The organism is Bacillota bacterium, from assembly GCA_024653485.1.
Classification (GTDB): Bacteria; Bacillota; SHA-98; order UBA4971; family UBA4971; genus UBA6256.
In genome coordinates this window covers 353,591-373,059 of sequence record JANLFY010000001.1, presented here as the reverse complement: position 1 = coordinate 373,059, position 19,469 = coordinate 353,591, and the positions used below count along the sequence as shown (strand labels likewise).

General features: G+C 63.4%; 17 protein-coding genes. 1 reads left to right on the top strand and 16 read right to left on the bottom strand.

The genetic code is table 11. The features are described from left to right. Nucleotides 1-118: 118 nt before the first annotated feature. From NUW12_01560 to gcvH, 9 genes are all read right to left on the bottom strand, one after another. The gene (locus NUW12_01560; protein MCR4401458.1) at nucleotides 119-1,168 is read right to left on the bottom strand and encodes a 4Fe-4S dicluster domain-containing protein; all 1,050 of its coding nucleotides are present in this window, start codon (nucleotides 1,166-1,168) and stop codon (nucleotides 119-121) included. Nucleotides 1,169-1,331: 163 nt separating this feature from the next. Beyond that, the gene (locus NUW12_01555; protein ID MCR4401457.1) at nucleotides 1,332-2,336 is read right to left on the bottom strand and encodes a 4Fe-4S dicluster domain-containing protein; all 1,005 of its coding nucleotides are present in this window, start codon (nucleotides 2,334-2,336) and stop codon (nucleotides 1,332-1,334) included. Then, nucleotides 2,337-2,741: a hydrogenase iron-sulfur subunit gene (locus NUW12_01550; protein ID MCR4401456.1), complete on the bottom strand. Its 405-nt coding sequence runs from the start codon at nucleotides 2,739-2,741 to the stop codon at nucleotides 2,337-2,339. Nucleotides 2,742-2,956: 215 nt separating this feature from the next. Beyond that, nucleotides 2,957-6,142, bottom strand: a complete 3,186-nt coding sequence (locus tag NUW12_01545) for an FAD-dependent oxidoreductase (GenBank protein ID MCR4401455.1) — start codon at nucleotides 6,140-6,142, stop codon at nucleotides 2,957-2,959. 29 nt (nucleotides 6,143-6,171) lie between these two features. After that, nucleotides 6,172-7,005 carry a hydrogenase iron-sulfur subunit gene (locus tag NUW12_01540; GenBank protein MCR4401454.1) on the bottom strand — a complete coding sequence of 278 codons (834 nt, stop codon included), beginning with the start codon at nucleotides 7,003-7,005 and terminating at the stop codon, nucleotides 6,172-6,174. Nucleotide 7,006: 1 nt separating this feature from the next. Further along, on the bottom strand, nucleotides 7,007-8,998 hold the full coding sequence (locus NUW12_01535; GenBank protein MCR4401453.1) for a CoB--CoM heterodisulfide reductase iron-sulfur subunit A family protein: 1,992 nt from the start codon (nucleotides 8,996-8,998) through the stop codon (nucleotides 7,007-7,009). Nucleotides 8,999-9,067: 69 nt separating this feature from the next. Beyond that, nucleotides 9,068-9,940: a CoB--CoM heterodisulfide reductase iron-sulfur subunit B family protein gene (locus tag NUW12_01530; GenBank protein MCR4401452.1), complete on the bottom strand. Its 873-nt coding sequence runs from the start codon at nucleotides 9,938-9,940 to the stop codon at nucleotides 9,068-9,070. 6 nt (nucleotides 9,941-9,946) lie between these two features. Further along, the gene (locus tag NUW12_01525) at nucleotides 9,947-10,477 is read right to left on the bottom strand and encodes a 4Fe-4S dicluster domain-containing protein (GenBank protein ID MCR4401451.1); all 531 of its coding nucleotides are present in this window, start codon (nucleotides 10,475-10,477) and stop codon (nucleotides 9,947-9,949) included. Nucleotides 10,478-10,648: 171 nt separating this feature from the next. Further along, a complete protein-coding gene (gcvH, locus tag NUW12_01520; GenBank protein ID MCR4401450.1) occupies nucleotides 10,649-11,065 on the bottom strand; it encodes a glycine cleavage system protein GcvH in 417 nt (138 codons plus the stop codon). Nucleotides 11,066-11,428: 363 nt separating this feature from the next. Here gcvH and NUW12_01515 point away from each other — a divergent pair, with 363 nt between their 5' ends. Further along, nucleotides 11,429-11,986, top strand: coding sequence for an O-acetyl-ADP-ribose deacetylase (locus NUW12_01515; protein MCR4401449.1), 558 nt, complete (start codon nucleotides 11,429-11,431; stop codon nucleotides 11,984-11,986). 29 nt (nucleotides 11,987-12,015) lie between these two features. On the opposite strand, the gene NUW12_01510 is transcribed toward NUW12_01515, so the two are convergent. From NUW12_01510 to accD, 7 genes are all read right to left on the bottom strand, one after another. Beyond that, nucleotides 12,016-12,633: a hypothetical protein gene (locus NUW12_01510; protein ID MCR4401448.1), complete on the bottom strand. Its 618-nt coding sequence runs from the start codon at nucleotides 12,631-12,633 to the stop codon at nucleotides 12,016-12,018. A gap of 55 nt (nucleotides 12,634-12,688) precedes the next feature. After that, the gene (locus NUW12_01505) at nucleotides 12,689-13,732 is read right to left on the bottom strand and encodes a 6-phosphofructokinase (GenBank protein ID MCR4401447.1); all 1,044 of its coding nucleotides are present in this window, start codon (nucleotides 13,730-13,732) and stop codon (nucleotides 12,689-12,691) included. A gap of 73 nt (nucleotides 13,733-13,805) precedes the next feature. Continuing rightward, complete coding sequence (fba, locus tag NUW12_01500; protein ID MCR4401446.1) at nucleotides 13,806-14,657, bottom strand: class II fructose-1,6-bisphosphate aldolase; 852 nt, start codon at nucleotides 14,655-14,657, stop codon at nucleotides 13,806-13,808. A gap of 261 nt (nucleotides 14,658-14,918) precedes the next feature. After that, on the bottom strand, nucleotides 14,919-16,331 hold the full coding sequence (pyk, locus tag NUW12_01495; protein MCR4401445.1) for a pyruvate kinase: 1,413 nt from the start codon (nucleotides 16,329-16,331) through the stop codon (nucleotides 14,919-14,921). 223 nt (nucleotides 16,332-16,554) lie between these two features. Then, entirely contained in the window at nucleotides 16,555-17,553 is a 999-nt protein-coding gene (gene pfkA / locus NUW12_01490; protein MCR4401444.1) for a 6-phosphofructokinase, read from the bottom strand. Then, the gene (locus NUW12_01485) at nucleotides 17,550-18,602 is read right to left on the bottom strand and encodes an acetyl-CoA carboxylase carboxyltransferase subunit alpha (protein ID MCR4401443.1); all 1,053 of its coding nucleotides are present in this window, start codon (nucleotides 18,600-18,602) and stop codon (nucleotides 17,550-17,552) included. Before NUW12_01485 ends, pfkA begins: the two co-directional genes overlap by 4 nt. Continuing rightward, nucleotides 18,602-19,468 (bottom strand): acetyl-CoA carboxylase, carboxyltransferase subunit beta, encoded by an 867-nt coding sequence (accD, locus tag NUW12_01480; protein MCR4401442.1) that lies wholly within the window; start codon nucleotides 19,466-19,468, stop codon nucleotides 18,602-18,604. The genes NUW12_01485 and accD overlap by 1 nt, the downstream gene beginning before the upstream one ends. Nucleotide 19,469: the final 1 nt, after the last annotated feature.

Here is a 19,469-nt window from a genome sequence, read left to right as displayed (position 1 = left end):
CCCCCCCCCCCCCCCCCCCCCCGTGTCCGCCCACCCGACCATCAAACGCGCGGGCGTCCGGCGCGTCCGGCTGGGCGGCGCGCCTTGGCGAAATCGAGTTCGTCCCCGCAGCGCGTTCTCACAACGCGGCGAAGACCTCCAGGACCTTGCGCACGTCCAAATTGACCGGGCAGTTCTCGACGCAACGACCACACCCCACGCACGCCGCCGTCCCATGGTTCTCTACAAAGTAATTGAACTTGTGCATGATTCTCTGCCTGAACCTCTCCTTGCGGGACGGCCGAGGGTTGTGGCCGGAGGCGTGCAGCGTGAAGAGGGGGAACATGCACGAATCCCAGTTGCGCACCCTTTCCCCGCCCGTTCTCGTGGCCTCGTCGCCTATGTCGAAGCAGTGGCAAGTCGGGCAAAGGTAGGTGCACGCCGCACAGCCCAGACACTTCCGGTGCACGTCGTCCCACTCCGGGCGGTCGAACGCGCCTCCGAGCTTAGACACAGCTTTTTCAACGGGCACGCTGTTGCCGGCGAGTCGAGCTTCCGCCGCCGCTCGCGCTTTACGCACGGCTTCCAGTTCCTCTTCGCCCGCCTCGCGCAACGCCGCGAATCCCTCGAGGAGACCCTCGCCCGCCGCTGATAGCGGCCACATCACGTACTCCTCGCCTCCGTCCGCGCAAACGACGTCCGAGCCAGTCTCGTCGAACGGGCCTCCCCCCACGGAAGTGCAAAAACATGCCATGCCAGGCTCGGAGCATGCGAACGTCACTAACGCCGTCCGCCGGCGGCGGCTGACGTAGTACGGATCCTTGTAGTCAGCTGCGTCAAACACTAGGTCGAGGATGGTCAGGCTCCGTGCATCACACGGCCTCACGCCCAAAGCAACCCTGACGACGCCCGATGGGGACACGCCACCCCCGGGTTGCGCGCTTGTGTCCTCTGTCGTCTCGATTCCGCCGCCCGCGTCGAACGCGAAGAGGACCTCCTCTTGCGGAAAGAACAGCTCTTTCAAGGGCCTTTTCGGGAGGGCCGTCGTGTTCTCGAGGCCCAGGCCATTGCAGGTGTCACTTGAGTCTATTGCGGAGAAGAGAGTCATCCCGCCGACATCGAGCGGCACGAAGAGCTCGCAAGAGGCCGCGAGATGGTTCACGAAAGCGCCGAAATCCCGTTTTCTCATCACAAGGGCCCTTTTGGATCCGCGCTCTCCCACGCCCATTTCACCTCGGGGCTGCCAGAATAGCTCTCCCGCTCCGTGCCGCAACCGACCGCAGGGGGAACCTGTGCCCGCTACCGAACGATCCGCCGCCCGATCGCGGTGTCGAAAGGTTCTTGAGCCTCGCTCACAAGATGAAGTCATCGGGATCGTCGCGCCGATACGTGGCCAACAAGGGTACCGCCTCGAGGTCGGCGCCTGACTCGTACCCGAAGAACTCCAGCGCGTCCCTCTCCATTCTCCTCGTGAGAAGGCGCAAGTCGATGCCCGCCGGACACGCCCTCCTGCAGGCGCCGCAATCCACGCAGCGGCCCGCCGTGTGCAGCGCGCGGCCAAGGTGGAATACCATCCTGTCCGACAGGTCACGCCACCTACCCACCCATCTCGGGGTCTCGCGGTCGACGAAACACTCGGGGCAGTAACAGAGCGGGCAAGCCTGTCTGCACGCGAAGCACTCGATGCATCGCTCTATCTCCTTGGAGAAGTGCGTGAAGCGCTCGTCCGCGCCGCGGCCCATGAAAGCGTCCACGTCATCGTACGCTTGCTCTTTCGGGCACACTTGCCGCGCCCACCTTTCGTCGCCCGCCAGAAAGTCGTACACCACCGGCACGGGATGGGTACAAGTCGTGCAGGACGGCGAGAGGACCTCTTCTACTGGTACGGTTGCCTCGAACCCGTCGCCCCGCGCAAGGATGACACCGTCCTCGGTCTCCGACGCGGCGCGGGCGGTTCTGCCACCACCGGCGGCCGCAGCCAATCTTGCGGCCAGCTTGCGGCGGTCGATAACGCCCCCGCACGGGACGCCCACTATCTTCACACGGTCACGGCGCACTTGCTTCTCAACAATGAGGTTCACCAGCGTGCGCGCGTCGCACCCTTTCAAGACCACGCCCACCTTGCCCTCGAACTTGGGCAGGTACACCGCGAGGTTGTTTTCGCACGCGTGGCCCCATACAAGACGCGACACATCGTCCGCCCTCGTCACGAAAGCCGGAGTCGTCCGCAGCGGGAGGGACCCCTCCTCATACCCGATGAAGACATCAACGTCTCCCGTCTCGAGAAGGCCCCGGGCGATTTCTCGAAGATCCTCCGCCACTTGCGACGTCGGCCTAAGCGACTCCCGCGCCAGCATCTACCTCTGCCTCTCCTTCACGAGCCTCGTAGGTCTGCCGAGCGTCCTCACGCTCTCGGTCACACGCTTCACCACGTCAGCGAACTTCTCACCCTCCGCTGCCGATACCCACGAGAACTGAACGCGGCCCTTCTCGATTCCGAAGAAATCCAGGAGATCGGCTAGGAGAGCGAACTTCCTCCTCGCGAGGTAGTTTCCTGCCATATAGTGGCAATCCCCCGGGTGGCACCCCGACACGAGCACACCATCTGCTCCCTGCTGCAAGCACTTCAGAATGAGGAGCGGATCCACCCGGCCGGAGCACGGGACCCTGACTATGCGCACGTTGGGTGGGTACTGGATCCTGCTCGTCCCAGCGAGGTCGGCTCCGGCGTACGAGCACCAGTTGCAGAGGAACGCCACGATCTTTGGCTCCCAGGTCTCGCCCGCCCTCGTGCGGTCCGTGCCCGCGGGACTACCCGAGGCTAGGCTCCCTGCGCCGCTCTCGCCGTCGCCGCTCTCGCCGTCTGCCACCTCCCTAGCAAGCCGACCGACTCGCCCCGCCCCGCCACAGCAGGGCTCGCGCGTGAGCATTCCTCCCCCCTCGTCGCAGCCGCATCCGCGGTCTGGACGCTCACCGCTCAGCACAGAGCCCTCACCTCCGCCAGGAGCTCCTCCTCGGTGAATCCCTTGAGTGTGACGGCGCCGCACCGGCACGTCGCCGCGCACACGCCGCATCCTTTGCACAACGCGGCGTTCACCCTCGCCACGTTGTCTTTGGGGTCGATCTCGGTAGCCTTGTACTGGCAGGCTTCAACGCACAAACCGCACCCGGCGCACCTCGCCTTTGTCACCTCTGCCTTCATTCCCTCGCCGGTGACTGTCCCGCTGGCGAGCACGGCGCATGCTCTCGCCGCGGCCGCGTGAGCCTGGGCGATGGTCTCGTCGATGGTCTTCGGAGCGTGGGCAAGCCCGGCTAGGAACACTCCCTCTGTCGCGAAGTCCACGGGACGCAGCTTCATGTGGGCCTCCAGGAAGAACCCGGACTCATCGAGGGGCACCTTGAGCATCTGGGCGATCTTCGCGTTCCGCTCATCCGGGGCTATCCCCGTGCTCAACACCACAAGGTCCGCCGGAATCGCGAGCCTCTCGTCGAGGAGCGTATCGGTCACTTCAACGAGCAGCCGCCCGCTGCTCTCGCACACGCCTTCGCCGGGATGGCCTGCATAGCCTTGTTGCCGCTCCTCGACTCCCTCGTCGACACCCCCGCCACCGTTCGAGACTCTCTCATCGTGATCCACGCGGGACACTACGGGCATTTGACCTTCAGGGTATCTCACGAACACCACGCCGCGGCGTCTTGCCTCCTCGAAGCAAGCCTCCCGCCATCCGTATGTGCGAACGTCCCTGTAGAGGATGAACACGTCGACATCGGGGTCGGCGTCCTTCAAGCGAATGGCGTTCTTAACTGCCTCACTGCAACACACTCGGCTGCAGTAGCCCCGCTCTCCCTCGCGCGACCCCACGCACTGGACCATCACCACGCACTTCCGCGCAGCGCCGGTCGCCCCCGTCCGCGATGAAACCGGCATGCGCCCGGACGCAAGGCGCGCCTCGAGCTCGGACTGGGTCACGACGGCCGGGTGTTCACCGTACAGGAACCCAGATGGCCTTTTCTCCTGCGCGCCGGTCGCCACGATGACCACGCCGTGTTCCAGGTCGACCTCGCGAATGACGCCCGCCTCGCCGTTTCCTCGGCTGCGATCGACCACCCGCGATCGGAAGTTCCCCAGGTAACCCTCGATCTCGACTAGCTCCGACGACGTGTGGACCTCGATGAGAGGATGCGATGCGACCCTTGCCACAAGCCTTCGCAGATACGCCTGGACGTCGTCGCCACCGAGGGTGTAGTGGATCCTGCGCAGATGTCCGCCTAGCTCAGGCTCTCTCTCGATTAGATACGCCTTGAACCCTTGCTCCGCCAAGTCTAGGGCGGCGATCATGCCGGCAAGCCCTCCGCCCAGGACCAAGCCGGACTTCCTCACCTCAATCGGCACGCGCTCCAGTGGCTCCAGGAGCGCGGCCTTGGCCACGGCCGCGCGCACGAGCGCCTTCGCCTTGTCCGTAGCCTTCTCCGGTTCATGCATGTGGACCCAGGAGCACTGGTCGCGGATGTTCGCCATTGCGAACAGGTAGTAATTGAGTCCGGCCTCCCGAATCGTCTCCCGGAAGAGCGGCTCGTGAGTGCGGGGTGTGCACGACGCCACCACGACCCGCGTTAGGGCGTGCTCCTTGATGATCTGCTGAATCCTCTGCTGCGTGTCCTGAGAGCAGGTGTATAGGTTGCGCTCTGCGTACACGACGTTTGGGAGGGTCTTGGCGTACTCGACCACCCCCGGCACGTCCACGACCCCACCGATGTTGATTCCGCAGTGGCACACGAACACACCGATGCGTGGCCCCACGCCGCGGAGATCCGTTTCAGGCGGGTACCGCTTCTCCCGCACGAGCGTCCCTCGAGCGCCACTGAGAAGCGCCCCCACGGCGCCCGCGGCTCCGCTGGCCTGTGTCACGGTTTCCGGGATGTCCTTGGGGCCTTGCATGGCGCCGCACACGTACACGCCCGGCCGCGTTGTCGCCAGAGGCTCGAGCGTGCCGGTCCTCGCAAAGCCGTCACCGTCAAGCTCGATCCCCAAGACCTCTGCCAGCCGGCCAGCGCTCTCGGGAGGCTCGAGCCCCACGGACAGGACGACGAGATCGAACTCCTCTTTCACAGCCCTTCCGTCTTCGGACTCGAATGACACGACCAGGTCACCGGTCGTGGGGACCTCCGTCACTTCGGCCACCCTCGCGCGGACGTACCTCACGCCGTACTCCCTCTTTGCGCGTTCGACGTACGCGTCGAACCCTTTTCCGTAGGACCTCACGTCCATGTAGAAGATCGTGGCCTGCACGCCCGGTGCGTGCTCCTTGGCTATCACGGCTTCCTTCGTCGCGTACATGCAGCACACAGAGGAACAGTATCGCGAGCCCAGCGCGCGGTCGCGCGACCCCACGCACTGTATGAAGGCTATCTTCTCGGGAATGTCGCCGTCCGACGGACGCAGCACACGCCCCTCGTAGGGTCCGGAGGCGCTCAGGATCCTCTCGAACTCCGTGCTGGTGACGACGTTCGGGTACCTGCCGTAGCCATACTCGGGGCGAACCGCCGGGTCGAACGGCCGGGACCCCGGCGCGAGCACGACAGCGCCCACGGAGATCTTTCGTTCACGAAGCACGTCGTCGTAGCGAATGGCGCCGGCAAGGCACATGTTCTCGCACAAGCCGCAACTCACGCAGCTGTCGCGATCGATCACGTAGGCGAGAGGCACGGCCTGCGGATAATCTATGTAAATCGAGGTTCGTCTTGCAAGGCCCGCGTTGAAAGCATCGCGCGCAGCTTCCACCGGGCAATGCCGAGCGCACACCCCACACCCCGTGCACCTTTCCGGATCCACGTAGCGCGGCCTGGTCACGACTGTCGCGGTGAAGTCGCCCGCCTCTCCCTCCAGCTTCTCTACGACAGCGTTGGAGATGACTTCGATGTTGAGGTGGCGACCGCACTCCACCAGCTTGGGAGACATGATGCACATGGAGCAGTCGTTGGTGGGAAACGTCTTGTCCAACTGCGCCATGGTGCCGCCTATGGCCGGGCTCGACTCCACCAGGTACACGAAAAAGCCGGAGCCTGCAAGGTCGAGAGCAGCTTGCATGCCCCCGATTCCCCCGCCTATGACGAGCACCGCTCCGACGGTCTTGGTGCCAGCGCCTCTAGCTTCACAAGCCATGTCCCGTGCCCCCGATTGACTCACACATACTAGGTGCGCGCGCCCGCCAGCACGTATCTAGGCGAGCGTCCCAAGACGTCATACTGCTCGATGGTGCCACGCCGCTTGAGATACGCCGTCTGCTCCAGCACGAGATGCGTGGAAATGCCCAGGCGCGAGGCTATGTCTCGCACCGAAACGGGTGCCTTCCCTGCCAAGGCCTCTATCGCCGCTCTCAAGCACTCCTCGGCGACAACGCTTTGCATGAGTGCGCCCGCCTTTTCCGGTGAGACTCTCGCACGGTAAGCGTTGCCCTCCTCGCTCAGAGCCTTGATGCGCCCCACGAGCCACCTGAACCGCTCGCCGGAGACCACACGCTGTGCCACCTCACACCTGAACCCCAGCTCCTCTTGGGAAAGCCCTTCCTTTGACGCGGGCCCTCCGCCTGCGGGGCCGAGAGCCTTCACGCTCTCCACGAACCCCTCCACCATCTCGGCGAACCTCTCACCCTCCGCCGCCGACACCCAATCGAGAAAAAGCCTCCTGCGGTCCACCCCAAGGTGGTCGAGGACCTTCCAGACCGCGCTCACCCGCTGCTCGGCTTGGCAATTCCCGGTCAGGTAGTGACAGTCGCCGATATGGCAGCCGAGCACCATGACGCCGTCCGCCCCTCGTAAGAAAGGTTCGATCATCATCTCCGGGTCCACGCGACCCGAGCACATCACCCGGATCACGCGTAGGTTCGCGGGGTACGCCAGCCTCGACGTGCCGGCAAGGTCCGCCCCGGCGTACGAGCACCAGTTGCACAAGAATCCGATTATCCGTGGCTCAAACCCCTCACGCACGGTGTCGGACGCGCGCATCCCCATCGCGAGGTTCACCACTCTAGCCCACCTCCAGAAGAGCTCTCGTCTGTGCGACGAGCTGGTCGTTGGAGTAGTGCTTCATGGTTATGGCCCGCGCAGAGCATGAGGCGCCACATACACCGCAGCCCTTGCACGCAACCTCCACGGATCTCGCCTTGTACCCCTTGTCGGTCTTCTCGACCTTGATCGCTCCGTAGGGACACAGCCTTTCACAAAGCCTGCAACCTATGCAAGCATCCTCATCGATGACCGGGCCGAGCGGCTCCATCTCGATCTTCTGCCGAGAGCACGTCGCTGCGGCCGCCGCAGCAGCACCTCCGGCCTGCGCCACGGAGTCAGGGATGTCCTTGGGGAATTGGACGCACCCCGCGAGAAACACGCCGTCTATCGACGTCTCGAACGGGCGAAGCTTCGGATGTCCTTCCATGAGGAAGCCATCGGCGCTTCGCGAAAGGTTCAGGCGCGCGGCGAGCTCCTCAAGGCCGTCGGGCGGAGCAAGTCCCACTGCGAGCACCACCATGTCGAACGAGAGATCCAGTATGCACCCGGAGTCAAGGTCCTCAGAGGTTATCCTCAGCGACCCACCTTCGTCTTCCCTGATCTCTCCAGGCTTGCCCCTGACGAAGACTATCCCCTCGCCTCTTCCGCGCTGATAGAACTCCTCGAACCCCTTTCCGGCGGTTCGCATGTCGGTGTAGTACACGTACACCTCGGCCTCGGGGTACTTCTCCTTTATCATGAACGCTTGTTTCGCCGTGATCATGCAGCATACCCGCGAGCAGTATGCCGCCGCTCCGTTCCTGCGGCGCGCATCGCGCGACCCGACGCACTGCACGAACGCGACGCGCCTCGGCGTCGCCCAGTCGCCGGGCCTCTTGAGCTTTCCGTGGGTGGGCCCGTCGGCACAGATGATCCTCTCGAAATCGAGGCTGGTTATGACGTTGGGGAAACGCCCGTACCCGTATTCCGGCTTTCCGGCGGCGTCGTACGGCCGAAATCCGGCGGCCACGACTATGGCGCCGACCTCCACGGTCTCAACGCGGTCGGTCTGGTCGAACGCCACCGCCCCGCGCTCGCATACTTTCTCGCATACCCTGCACTTTCCTTGGGTGAGGTACCTGCAATGCTCCGGATCGATGACGTACGCCGGCGGGATGGCTTGCGGGAACGGAACGTAGATGGCCTTTCTTTCTCCCATGTTCCGGTTGAACTCGTCGGGCACCTTGACCGGGCACTTAGCGGCGCAGTCGCCGCACCCCACGCACTTGTCTTCGTCGACGTATCGCGCCCTGCGCCGGACCTTGACCCTGAAATCGCCTACCTGGCCGTCGACCTTCTCAACCTCGGTGTAGCTCAGGAGCTCTATGTTCTCGTTCTCTGCGACCTCCACCATCTTAGGTGAAAGGATGCACAGGCTGCAGTCGAGGGTAGGAAAAGTCTTGTCGAGCATGGCCATGTGACCACCGATGGACGGCTGACGCTCCACGAGGTAGGTCTTGATCCCCATGTTCCCAAGATAGAGCGCGGCGGATATTCCGGCCACCCCGCCGCCCACGACCATCACCTTGGGAACGACCCGCGCTTCTGCCCGCCGAAGCGGCTCGAGGAGCCTGGCCCTCGCCACCGCCGAGCGCACGAGCGCCTTCGCCTTCTCCGTTGCCGCCGCGCCGTCACCTGGGTGCACCCACGAGCACTGCTCGCGGATGTTCGCCATCTCGAGGAGGAACGGGTTCAACCCGCACTTCTCCAGGAGCGCACGGAACGTCTTCTCGTGAAGCCTCGGCGAGCACGACGCTATTACCACCCGATCGAGCGCGAACTCCCTGATGTCGTCCGCTATGGTCTTCTGCCCGACCTCGCTGCATGTGTACCTGTTGTCGCGGGCGACCACGACCCCGTCGAGCGACGACGCGCTCTCTCGAACGGCTGCCACGTCCACCACGCCCGCTATATTGAGGCCGCAGTGGCACACATAAACGCCGATTCTCGGATGCCCCCCGGGTGTTTGCATCCCGCGCTTACACCACCTTGCCCGGCATCTTGCCCGGCTCTCTTTGCGCCTGCCGCTCGCCCCGCCCTTTCATGAGATCTTCGCCAGGATTGCCCTCGGCTTCACCGGGTTTTGGGACAACCCCAATTCCTCGGCATCGATGCCCAGTGCAAGCCCCAGGACCTGCGGATAATACATGATCGGAAGGTCGTACTTGGCACCATACTTCGTTTGGATCTTGCGCTGGTTCGCGCCGTACATCACGCTGCAGAACGGACAAATGAGGTTGATGGCGTCTGCTCCGCTCGCCTTGATATCATCCAGTTTCGCCCGCGCCATGCGCAGCGCAAGCTCCTCATCTACCGCAAGGATGGCCCCGCCGCAGCACTCCTTCTTGGTGGCGTAATCCACCGCTTGGGCTCCCGTCGCGGTGACGAGCTCGTCGAGGGACTTCGGCACCTCTGGATGGTCGAAACGATCGTAGATCTCAGAAGGCTTCAGGTAGTGACACCCGTAGTGCGATGCTATGCGGAACGCATCTAGCGGCCGCTTTACGGCATTCTTGATGGCGTCAGGTCCTACGTCTTCGTAGAAGACGCGCGCGAGGTGCTTCACCCGCACCTTGCCGAGGTACCTGCGCCCTACCGCCCCAAGGCTGCGGTTCACCTTCTCCAAGAGCCCCTCGTCCGTCGCCAGCTTTCTGGACGCCTCAGTCAAGACCGACGTGCATGCGCTGCACAGAGTGCAGATGTCAAGCCCCCTCTCCTCGGCGAGCGCAAGGTTCCGCGCCGCGAGGAGCAGCGATGTCTCGTGATGCACCGACCTCGTGGGGTAGCCGCAACAGCTGAACTCAGGGATGTCGACGAACTCAACCCCGAGACAAGCGGCCGCGCGCCTAGCCGACAGTTCGTAGCTGAGGTTACGCACTGGGACCGTGCAACCAAGGAAGATGGCGTACTTCATCGCCAATCACGCACCTTTGCCAGAGAGTAGGCTCGCAAGCCCGGTCATCCCGTATATCTCGGCCACCTCCGGCGAGCCGCTGGGAAGCGTGGGAAGCCCAAGCTCGGCGCGCTTCTCGTTCGTAAACTCATCAACCTCGTACAGCCTCCCGTGCGCGGCTATGAGTTCTGCCTGGGCCCGGAACGCAGGATGGACGTACCCTGCCCTCACGGCCATGTTCTTCAGGGCGTTCATGACCTCTGTTATCCTGACGTCCTGTGGACATCTTTCGTAGCAGGTGTAGCACGTGGAACACAGCCAGATGAAGTCGCTAGACAGCACCCTTTCGCGCATCCCCAGAATCGCCATCCTGATGATGCGTCGTGGGTTGTACTTGCCGTCCAGCTCCGCCACGGGGCACCCCGACGTGCACGTGCCGCACTGGAAGCAGTACTTGATGTTCTCGCCTCCGGGCTCGGTCGCGATCTCGTACTTGAACTTGGGATCGAGCACGGTAACGACAACTCCGTCCTTCTCTGCACTGGAGCCTCGTTCCACGATACAAGACCTCCTTGGCAAGTGAGGCGATCGCCGGCCCTCGCTTGCGCGCACTCAGGAGATTCACTCAAGATACCCGAGGGGGACGCTAGGTGTCTGCCCCGCCCGTGCCTGTCCCGCCCGCGGCTGTCCCGCCCTCACCTGTCCAGCCTGCGACTATCTGCCCGGACGCTACTTTGCGTGTTTCTCGATTTCCTCCTCGAGCCACCTCGCCGCCTTGTCGCCCTGCATGAGGTTGGCGAGTTCGCCGGGATCCTCCATCTTGACTTTGAAAACCCAGCCTTCACCGTAGGGGTCGGTGTTGAGGAGAGTCGGGTCGTCCTCCAGTTTCTCGTTGACCTCTATGACTTCGCCTCCTACCACAGCGTATATGCGCCCAACCCACTTGCCAGACTCGACCGCAGCCACAGGTTTCCCTTGCTGAACCTTCTTGCCAACCGCCGGGAGATCACATGACACGAACTCTCCGGCCAGCTTCTGAGCGAAATCGTTCAGCCCGACCGTCACGACGGATCCCTCTACCCTTCCCCAGCTGTGGTTCGGGTCATAGTACAGGTCATCCGGCAGAAGGTACCCACCGACTTCCACAGGTCCCACCTCCGAGTCTCGTCTCGTCGCAAAGCTCGACGGCGAGTCATCCGTTGAGCGCGTCTGTCGTTCGCGGTGTCCCGCGCGTAGTCCCCGTGCTCTGAATCTTTCTACGTTTACATGCCTGAATCCTCCTTCATCGTCACAGTACACTCACAAGTGCGGCACTCCCCGTCCGGCGGCGCTGTGCGGGAGCGCTTGTCCCGCCCAGGGCGCGCGGAGCTGAGCGCGCGCCCGACGCGCAAGGCGAGAGCACAGCCAGCACAGCCTGGAAGGAACGCGCGCCCCACGCCAGAATCTCATACTTGGGTTACACGCAAACGAGCGCTAACAAGCGCAAACGGAGAGAGGGGGATTCCGAGAATGGAAGTCACCGTGGGACGAACGCTGCTGAGGCTCGTGCGAGGGGACATAACCGAGCAACCAACTGACGCCATCGTGAACGCCGCAAACTCCGAGCTGGCAGGAGGAGGCGGAGTGGACGGAGCCATACACCGGGCCGGCGGACCGGAGATCCATGAGCAGTGCATGAGGATACGGAAGGAAAGTGGGCGCTTACCTGCCGGAAAAGCCGTGATCACAACGGGCGGACGACTCAAGGCGCGGTACGTCATCCACACGGTCGGGCCCATTTGGCAGGGCGGCGGACATGGCGAGGACGAAACGCTCGCAAGCGCTTACCGCAGCAGCCTCCAGCTTGCGACGGAGCACGGGCTGCGCACGATCTCGTTCCCATCGATCAGCACCGGGGCGTACGGGTTTCCGATAGAGAGGGCGGCTCGAGTGGCGCTGGGAGCCGTGCGGGATTTCCTGAGCGACTCGGAAGGACCGAGCCTTGACGAGGTAAGGTTCGTGCTCTTCAGCTCCCGCGACCTCGAAGTGTACGAGCGCGCGCTCGAGGCCCTGACCTCACAGGAGTGACCCGCCGTGCCGTGCCACGCCCGGCAGACCTAGCGTCTCCGCGGCCCGGAATTCGCGCGCACGCGGGAAGCCACCTGCCGGGCTACGGCGGCGAGCACGCCGGCGCCGAGGAGCACCCAGCCGGCCACCGACATGTGCCTTGCCAGTGCGGGGGCGTCGGGGATGACGTTGGCAAGCGCCCAGGACCACGTCGCGGCCCAGAGGAGGTCCGCGAGGAGGAGGTTGCGCACGGTGTTGGCGGTTCCGCTTCCCAGGACCCCCAGGAGCCAGAACACCTGGCTGTACCCCGCGCCTACCCAGCGCAGAGCGAAGAGCTCGAGCGCCACGCGAGGGTGTCCGCGGCCGATGGCTGCTTTCAGCCGTGCAAGGACACGGGACGCCTCAGGCTGCCGTCGGGCGAGCCTCTCGAAGATGGGGTTGCCAGCGGCGCGGAAAACAACGTATGATCCGGCATGCCCCGCGGCGGTGAAGAACCCCGCGACCAGCGCCGAGTATAGCCAGGACCAGCCGCGTGCCTGCATGGCGATAGCGAGGAAGCTGAACATGGCCAGCGAGGAGATGGGGACTCCTACGGCCATAAGGAAAAAGCCTCCGCCCAGGAACGTTATGGAAGGAACCCAGGCGGTGGCTATGGTATCGAGACCCATGAGACTCACCCTCATACCTGCGGCCTTGCACGCCGAGGAGCGAGCCCCCGTAGGCTTACTTGAAGAGGGTCATCGCTTCCTTGTAGAGGGACTCCGGCACGACCTTGGTCTTGCCGACAGCGGTGGCAAGGTCGACGACCTTGATCTCTCCGCCCGCGAACGCCGGCATCTTTCCGAACTCGCCCCGGCTCGCGAGGTCAACAGCCGCCATGCCGAGCCTCGTCGCATAGAACCTGTCGGTGACGGTCGGCGACCCTCCTCGCTGGATGTGGCCGATCACCGCCACCCTCGTCTGAATGCCCGTGCGCCTCTCTATCTCAGCGCCCACGAGATTCCCCACGCCGCGAAGGCCGAGCCTCACATGGCCGAAAGCGTCTACCTCGCCGGAGCCTTCTTCGTCGAGCCCGGGGATGGTGACGCCCTCAGACACCACGACCACTCCGTAGGGTCTGCCCGCGCTGCGGAGCTTCAGGAGGTGTTCGCACATGGCATCGAGGTCGGGCTCGACTTCGGGAACGAGCACCCAGTCGGCGCCGCCAGTCATGGCGGTGACCAACGCCACCCACCCGGCGTCCCTCCCCATCACTTCCAGCACCATGATCCGCTTATGAGAGCGCGCGGTGTCGCGGAGCCTTTCGACGGCGTCAACGGCCACCGTAACAGCGGTGTCGAACCCTATACAATAGTCGGTGCCAGACACATCGTTGTCCATGGTCTTCGGCACCCCGACGCACGGCACGCCCCGCTGGCTCAACTTGTTCGCGACCCCCAGCGTGTCGTCGCCGCCGATGGCGATCACCGTGTCGATGCCCAGCTTCTTGACGTTCTCAATACATTTTACGACGTTCTCCTCTTTCTTGAACGGGTTGGTGCGCGACGTACCGAGGATTGTGCCCCCCCTGGACAAGATCTCCCTTACGTCCTCTATGCTGAGGGGAGCGACGTCTGCGTTTATGAGCCCGGCCCATCCATCACGGATTCCGAGGACCTCGTACCCATAGTCAGCAGCCCGCATCACCACGCCCCTTATTGCGGCGTTGAGCCCCGATGAGTCTCCGCCTCCCGTCAGAACACCCAGCCTCTTTTTCGCTTCCGGCATTTCGAAAACCCTCCTCGGCTACACGAACGCCCTGCAGAATCTGGACCAATCTGATGTTCCGGAGCTAGACCGCTCAAGCCTTCCCCGAACACCCGAAGAGGCGCATCTTGGCTTTCACTGCCTCTTTCATGTAGTCCCGGCCGACCCCCGCAATTCGCCTGGGATCGATCTCGTCGGGATTCTTCTCGAGCGCCTCGCGTATACCGCGCGTGAACGCTTTGTTGAGCTCCGTCGCTATGTTGATCTTGCATATGCCCGCGGAGATGCCGAGCCTGTACCCTTCGTCGGTCACGCCCGACGCGCCGTGCAGCACAAGCGGAACCCCCGTGAGCTCTCTAATCTTGGCTATCCTGTCCACATCGAGCCGCGCAGCCTGAGTGGTCATCTTGTGAACGCTCCCGACGGCCACGGCCAGAGAGTCGACACCGGTCTCCTCCACGAACCTCTTGGCCTCCTCGGGGTCGGTCATCAACGCTCTGACCTCTTCCTCGGTCACGTGACCGGCAGTCGCGACCTTGCCGAGCTCCGCCTCGACGGGGATGCCCGCGGCGTGAGCCATCTCCACGATCTTCTTCGTTATGGCGGCGTTCTCCTCAAAGGACAAGGAGGAACCGTCGAACATGAGCGAGGTGAAGCCGGCTGCAAGGCATCTCACGTTTTGCTTGTAGTCCGTGCCATGGTCGAGGTGAAGCGCTACGGGCACGCTGGCGGCCTCCGCCGCAGCCTTGACCATGGCCACGACCATCTTGAGCCCCGCGTACTTTATCGCACCCTGGCTCGCTTGAAGGATCACGGGCGCCTTCTCTTCCTCGGCAGCGTCGATGATGGCCTGCACGTACTCGAGGTTGTTCGCGTTGAACGCTCCAACCGCGTAACGCTCCGCCTGAGCTTTCTTGAGCATCTCTTTCGTCGTCACCAGCGGCATACCACATTCCTCCCTCTATTCCTCATCGTTTCGGGCTTTCCCCGACACGACGTTGGCTTGCTCACGATACCGCTCCTGCCGGTCACGAGCGCGCGGGACAGTTGCTGCCCCGCCGGGTCAGGAACGTACCAGGAAAAACGCGTCGGGCCCTGCCTCCCTCCACGCGTCGTCAAAGATCGTCACGATATAGGATTAGCTTGCCAACCCTTTCTATTCTCCAGCCGCCTTCGTATTCCTCCTCCTGCAGGGAAGAACTTTCCTCTACACCCTGTGGACCTTGAGCATGTTCGTCGTCCCGGGCACCCCCGCTCGGACGCCCGCAGTGATGATCACGAGATCGCCCTTGCTTGCCACTCCCAACGAGACCGCTGCCTCGATCGTCACGTCCAGGACATCGTCTATGTTGGCTGCCTTTCTAACGAGCGTAGGCAGGACTCCCCATGCCAGGGTCAGTTTCGAAGCCACTCTGGGATCCGGCGTCGCCGCGACTATCGGCGCCTGCGGGCGGTACTTCGACACCATCCGAGCTGTCGCGCCCGACTCGGTCGACGTAAGTATGGCCTTGACGCCGAGATCGTGGGCGGTCTGACACGTGGCATGGCTGATGGCGTCCGCGACGCTCCTCGAGGGAGATATGCTCTTCGCCCTCAGAATCTCCGCGTATGGCAGGGCTTCCTCCGTGGTCTCGGCGATCCGGGCCATCATCGACACCGCCTCTATAGGGTGGTTTCCGACGGCCGTTTCCGCGGACAGCATGACCGCGTCGGTGCCGTCGAAGATGGCACACGCGACATCTGTCACCTCAGCCCTCGTGGGCCTGGGATTCTCCACCATCGACTCCAGCATCTCCGTGGCGGTGATGACGGGCTTGCCGGCGGCATTACATTTCTGGATGATCATCTTCTGGACGAGTGGCACCCTCTCGGGCAGCGTTTCGACGCCGAGGTCTCCTCTGGCCACCATCACGCCGTCCGCCATCCCTATGATAGCGTCGATGTTGGCTATCCCCTCGCTGGACTCGATCTTAGCTATGACGTGGCTGTCGGCTCCAGCGGCATCGAGGAGCGCCCGGACCCGAACCACGTCCTCCGCACATTGCACGAACGAGGACGCGATGAAATCGACCTCCTGTGCGGCGGCAAACTGGATATCCGAGACGTCCTTGCGGGTCGCGGACCGAAACCGCACTCTCGCCCCGGGCAAGCTGACCCCCTTTCGGGACGCGAGCTCTCCAGAGGTCTTCACCCTGCACACGACCTCGCCGTCCCGTACGTGGTCCACCTCCAGCTCTATGAGGCCGTCGCTCAGGAGGATCCTTGCGCCCGGGCACACGCTCTCCAGAAGGTCCGGGTAATTCACGAACACTCGCTGGGCATCGCCTTCCTCGCAGCCAGGCACAAGGGAGACGAGGGCTCCTTGTGCGAGCTCGACCTTGCCATTCTTGATCGGGCCGGTGCGGATCTTGGGTCCCGCGAGATCGAACATGATCCCCACCTGCCTCCCGCATGCACTGGCTGCCTCCCTCACTCGCCTAATGCGGGCGGCGTGTTCTTCGCAGCAGCCATGGGACGCGTTTATCCTGGCCACGTCCATCCCCGCCTTGACCAATGCCTCCATCACGCCGGGCTGGTCGGTGGCTGGGCCCAAAGTGCACACTATCTTCGTCCTGCGCACTTCCACACCTCCTCCATGCTCCTCTCGTCCTTCCTCTCGTCCTTCCTTACGAGCGCACTTGATGAGCGCACTTGCGGTCTCCTGGCTTTGTCCTCCAGGACAGACCGAAACCCTCCCTCAACGGAAGGGCTTCACACAGACGCGACGCGACGCGGCTGTTCCACAAAACCGCGCGCGGCGATCGGATCCGCCAAGACTCATGAGCACCCACGGGTTGGGCAAGCTAGACTCTAGAGAGCATCGTCGCCAGGTTGTACAGATCCATGTCGACCTTCTTGCGTGTGGCGGCCACCTCGCGGATGTCGAACGCCCGGATATCGTCGCCCACGACGCCGACGACCTTTGCGGCCTCGCCGTTCGCGAGAAGCTCCACGGCCTTGCATCCGAACGCCGTCGCGAGCAGCCTGTCACGGGCCGTAGGTGCGCCACCTCGCTGTATGTACCCGAGCACGGTGACCCTGGTGTCGAGGCCCGTGCGCTCTTGCACCGCGTCACCTATCTTGAACCCTATGCTCTCATGGTGGAGCTCGTCAGGGGAGTGGTACCCGCCGACGCCCTCGGCCACCACGATTATGCTATGAGTCTTTCCTCGTCTGTAGCCCGCCGTGATTCCCTCGCACATGGAGTCCAGGTCGAAGGGCACCTCCGGGATGAGGATGTACTCAGCCCCTCCCGCCACGCCGGCCGCCAGTGCCAGGTGACCGGTGTCGCGGCCCATGACCTCTATTACGTTGCTCCGCCCGTGGGAGCTTGCGGTGTCGCGAATCTTCGTGATCGCGTCGACAGCGGTGTTCACCGCGGTATCGAAGCCGAGCGAGTAGTCGGTGAACGCGATGTCATTGTCAATGGTTGCGGGAATCCCCACAGCAGGAACACCCATGCCCGCAAGCGCGCAAGCCCCACGGAACGTGCCGTCGCCTCCAATGACCACCAGAGCCTCTACCCCGCGCCTCGACATCTGGTCCAAGGCCTTTCTGCGCCCGGCCTCTGTCATGAACTCCTCCGACCTCGCGGACCTCAGGATCGTGCCGGCACGCTGGATGATGTCACCCACGCTGCGAGATGACATGTCGAACATGTCTCCCTCGACAAGACCCTGGTACCCTCGATTCACCCCCACCACGGACATCCCATGACAAATGGCGCACCTGGTGACCGCCCTTATCGCCGCGTTCATGCCCGGAGCGTCGCCCCCGCTTGTGAGAACCGCTATCCGCTTCAACGTCCGGATTCCCCCCTGTTCCCGGCGGGTCCCGCCACCCGCAACACGTCCCCTCCGGCCGAGGCGGCCTCCGCGAATTCCTGCTGCGCGGCCTCGCGCGTCACGAACTCCCCTATCCTCCGGAGCCTCGCATACCGCCTCTCGACGAGCCTGCGGGGTGGTATCCCCGAAAGCTCGTCTATGCTCCTTATGAGAGCCTCTTTGATGACGCGAGCCGTTCCTTCCCGGTCCTTGTGAGCGGCCCCCTTCGGCTCCGGCAGCACTTCATCCACTATCCCAAGTCTCTTCATGTCAGGCGCCGTAAGCTTTAGCACTTCAGCAGCCTCCTGAGCCCTGGATCCGTCCTTCCACAGGATCGCGGCACACCCCTCCGGGGAGATGACGGAGAAGTATGCGTTCTCAAGCATGAGGAGCCTGTCGCCAACACCTATCGCCAGCGCGCCTCCGCTGCCTCCCTCGCCGGTTATGACCACCACGATGCACGTGGCCAGCCTGGAAAGCTCCTCTATGTTGCGCGCGATGATCTGGCCTTGGCCGCGCTCCTCCGCCTCAACCCCGGGATACGCCCCCACGACGTCCACAAACGACACGACCGGGCGGTGGAACTTCTCGGCCTGTTTCATGAGCCGCAAGGCCTTGCGGTACCCCTCGGGGTGAGGCATCCCGAAGTTCCTTGCGAGGTTCTCCTTGGTGTCGCGACCTTTCTGCGTCCCGACCACAGTGACGGGCCTGCCGTCGATGCTCGCCAGGCCACCGACTATGGCGCCGTCGTCTCGAAAAGCCCGGTCGCCATGGAGCTCGATGAACTCGTCGAAGATGAGGCCGATGTAGTCGAGGGTCGTTGGCCTTCTCGGGTGGCGCGCGATCTGCACGCGCTGCCAGGGGGTGAGGTTGTCAAAGATCTCGCGACGCAGCGCTTCAGCCTTCTTCTCGAGAGTGGCGATCTCGTCGGAAAGATCGATGCCCCTTTCTTGGCTGAAGTTCCGGAGCTCCTCGATCCTCTTCTCCAACTCCACAAGGGGCTTCTCGAATTCCAGCGTGAGGTTTATCATCCCGCTTCATGCCTCCTCTCATGGAGCGCAAGCAGCGAAGTGAGGGTCTTCTTCATGTCTCGCCGTTGGACGATCATGTCTATCATGCCGTGCTCGAGGACGAACTCAGCGCTCTGGAAACCGGGCGGCAGTTTCTGCCTTATGGTCTCCTCGATCACTCTCTGGCCCGTGAACCCTATGAGCGAACCCGGCTCGGCGATCACGATGTCACCGAGAGACGCGAAGCTGGCGAGCACCCCCGCGGTCGTGGGATTCGTAAGCACCGAGATGTAGAGGACGCCTGCCTCAGACATGCGAGCGCAAGCAGCGCTAGTCTTGGCCATCTGCATCAGCGACAGCACACCTTCCTGCATTCTCGCGCCGCCGGAGGCGCTGAACATCACCACGGGGATGCGTTGCCTCGTTGCCCTTTCGAAGAGCCGCGCCACTTTCTCCCCCACGACCGATCCCATGCTCGCCCCTATGAACGAAAAGTCCATCACGCCTATCATGACCGGGTAGCCGCCTATCGTCCCCTGGCCCGTCACGGCTGCCTCCTCGAGGCCTGTGGTCTGCCTGGTCCTTTCGAGCTTGGAAGCGTAACCGGGAAACTCTATCGGGTCCACGGACGCGAGATTCGAGTCGAGCTCCGTGAAACTGCCCTCATCGAGCGTGATGGCAAGCCTCTGTGCAGCCGTCAGCTTGAAATGGAACCCACACTTGTGGCACACGAGCAGGTTTCGTGCAAGCTCCCTGGTGTATGTGAGCTGTCCACACTGCGAACACTTGGTCCACAGGCCTTCGGGTTGCTCGGTCTGGACGCTCGTGGGCTTGACTGTCACGTACTTCTGTTTCCCTTTGAACAGATCCTTGATCGCAGGCATA